Genomic DNA, 2,884 nt, shown 5'->3' with positions numbered 1-2,884 from the left:
CGTGTGTTGGCCGACCAGGAGAGCATCTTGGTCGGCACATAGATTGTGTTGTTGAGCCGCGCGTACACATACATCGGGTCGCCGAAGCGCCCTGCCTCAAGCATCTCGTGGGTCGACCAGAAGGAGGGCATCCAGCGGTTGCTCTGGTTCACCATCAGCGTCTTGCCGCTGGCCTGCTGCGCGTCGTAGATCGCCTGGGCATCAGTCACGGAGGTCGCCATGGGCTTCTCCAGCAGCACATGCTTGCCGGCCTGGAGTGCCTTCACTGCAGCTTCCCGGTGGAGGTGATCGGGGAGCGCGATCGAGACCGCCTCCACGGTCGGGTCGGCCAGAACCTCCTCGTAGTTGGCCAGCGCCCTGGCCGCACCATACCGTTCCGCAGCAGCTTTGGCCCGCTCCTCGTTCACATCACAGACAGCCAACAACTCGGTGTTGGGCAGCGCAGCGATGATCTTGATGTGCCCTTCGCCCTGAAGCCCGGCACCGACACACGCATAGCGCAGGAGACCTTTGGCAAACCCTCGCGGCATCTTGCTCAGTCCTTTCGTGGAAAGCGCCTGACAGGCGCACCATTTCGCCCTGGGACCGAGGGCACCTTCGGCCCTCCGGCCGTTGTCATTGCCGCTGTCGTTGCCGTTCCCCTCGCCACCGCGTGGAGAGAGGATGCCGAAGGCAGGGGTGAGGTGCCGTTGCCGTGCGTGCAGAGAGCATGCCGCAGGCAGGGATGAGCTGCCCTTTGGCCGCCCCGTCCCCTCTGCTCCTGTGCTATAATCGCCGGACTATGTCCGACTGCTACTACCTTGATACTATGGGTTGTCAGATGAACGAGCGCGACTCGGAGACCATCGCCGGGTTGCTCGAAAGCCTCGGGCTGCACCGCACGGAGAGCATGACAGACGCCAAAGTGGTCGTCCTCAACACCTGTGCGGTCCGCGAGAAGCCCGAGCACAAGGTCTTCTCCAAGCTGGGTGACGTGCGCAAGCTCAAGCAGCAACGCCCCGACATGGTCGTGGTCGTCGCCGGCTGCGTCGCCCAGATCGCCCACGAGGAGATCCGAAGGCGTGCGCCCTTCGTAGACGTGATCGTCGGTCCACGCAACCTCTCCGGCCTCACCGAGGCGATCCGACGGAGCACTCGCCCTGCCCAGATTCTTGCCAACGAGGACGAGGTCATCCCGGAGGCCCTGGCTGTCTGCCGGGTGCCCGGCGTCGCCGCCTTCGTAAACGTCAGCTACGGGTGCAACAACTTCTGCGCTTACTGCATCGTTCCCTATGCCCGGGGTCGCGAGCAGAGCCGCGCACCTGAGGCCGTCCTTGGCGAGGTCAAACAGGCCGTCGCCGACGGCTACCGCGAGATCACCTTGCTGGGCCAGAACGTGAACAGCTACCAGGGCCTCGACGAGACCGACTTCGCCTCCTTGCTGCGACTGGTTGCCGAGGTACCTGGCCTCGCTCGCCTGCGGTTCACCACTTCGCACCCCAAGGACCTCTCCGAGCGTCTCCTGGACACGATGGCCGAATTGGGTCCCCTCTGCGAGCACCTCCACCTGCCGATCCAGGCCGGCGACGATGAGGTGTTGCACCGGATGGGTCGTGGGTACACTTACTCGCACTACAAGTCGCTCGTCGAGGCGGCACGCTCACGAATGCCCGGGCTGGCGATCACCACGGACGTCATGGTGGGCTTCCCGGGAGAGACTGAGGAGCAGTTCCTCAACACCCTCCGGGCCTTTGAGGAGATCCGCTACGACCAGGCGTTTATGTTCAAGTACAGCGACCGTCCGGGGACACGAGCGGCCCTGGCCACCGACAAGGTGCCGGAAGCCGTCAAGCAGGACCGGCTGGAGCGACTGGTGGCCGTCCAGAACACCATCAGCCACGATATCAACGAGGCACTAGTGGGTCGCGACTTCGAGGTCCTCGTCGAGGGACCTGACCCGAAGTCGCCCGGCAAGCTGCGCGGTCGCACACGAACCAACAAGCTCATGATCTTCGAGGCTGCCGACGAGGACCTCAGGGGGAAGCTGGTGACCGTCCGGGCTGAGCGAGGGTACCTGTGGGGCTTCACCGGACGCCTGCCAGACTAGACACACTCACAGCCTCGCCCTCAGGAGTCACTGCAATGACCTCACGGGAACGAGTGCTCACTGCCCTGGCTCACCAGCCAACAGACCGCGTGCCGATTGACTTCGGTGCCATGCGCTCCACCGGCATCTCAGCGGTCGGCTATGGTCGCCTCACGCGTCACCTCGGCCTTGACGTGCCGATCCTCGTCTATGACGTGGTCCAGGGCCTCGCACAGCCTGACTGGGCCGTCCTCGACAGGTTCGGCGTGGATGTCCTCGACCTCGGTCGGGCCTGGTTCACAGAGCCCTCCGACTGGCGCGACTGGACCTTGCCCGACGGGACACCTGCGAAGGCCCCCGCGTGGTTTCAGCCGGAATCCGACGGTCAGGGCGGCTGGCGGGTACGTGGCGACCACGGCCAGGTCATCGGCGTGATGCCTCGCGGGCAGGAGTTCCTGACCCAGACCTTCCGTCCGTTGGCCCCCGGGGCACCCCTGGCGCTCCGAACCTGTCGCGAGGAGTCCGAGGGGATGTCCCGCGTCACTTCCCTCGACGACCTCGCCCATGCGATGGCCCAGGTTACCTGGGGACGATGTGCCTGCGCACCCTGGCATCCTGGCCTGGATGATCAGCGCTGGGAGGAGATGCGCATCAGGGCGGCGGAGCTTCGCGCCACCACCGACAAGGCGATTCTGTGCGCCTTTGGCGGGAATCTGATGGAGTGGTCGCAGTTCCTCCGGGGCTTCGGCCAGTTCCTGCTCGACTTGGCCGAGCGTCCCCGTTACGCGCACTGGCTGCTCGACGCTCTCACCGAGCTGC

3 protein-coding genes are annotated in these 2,884 nt (G+C 65.1%); 2 read left to right on the top strand and 1 reads right to left on the bottom strand.

The genetic code is table 11. The annotated features are described in order from the left end of the window. Positions 1-530, bottom strand: a 530-nt coding sequence (locus tag ABFE16_00505) for a Gfo/Idh/MocA family oxidoreductase (protein MEN6343752.1), incomplete at its 3' end; no start/stop codon positions are given. A gap of 179 nt (positions 531-709) precedes the next feature. Between ABFE16_00505 and miaB the strand changes: the two genes are divergently transcribed. Both miaB and ABFE16_00495 read left to right on the top strand, forming a co-directional pair. After that, the gene (gene miaB, locus ABFE16_00500) at positions 710-2,086 is read left to right on the top strand and encodes a tRNA (N6-isopentenyl adenosine(37)-C2)-methylthiotransferase MiaB (GenBank protein ID MEN6343751.1); all 1,377 of its coding nucleotides are present in this window, start codon (positions 710-712) and stop codon (positions 2,084-2,086) included. A 35-nt stretch (positions 2,087-2,121) separates the two neighbouring features. After that, positions 2,122-2,884: methyltransferase (locus ABFE16_00495; protein ID MEN6343750.1), on the top strand; the 763-nt coding region annotated here is incomplete at its 3' end.

The organism is Armatimonadia bacterium, assembly GCA_039679385.1.
Classification (GTDB): domain Bacteria; phylum Armatimonadota; class Zipacnadia; order Zipacnadales; family JABUFB01; genus JAJFTQ01.
Note: the sequence above shows the minus strand (reverse complement) of the source record. Positions and strands in the feature narration are given on the sequence as shown.

What these genes read in the sequence shown, in the direction of transcription:
- miaB (MEN6343751.1), top strand. Translation starts at nt 710, where the DNA reads ATGCCGCAGGCAGGGATGAGCTGCCCTTTGGCCGCCCCGTCCCCTCTG.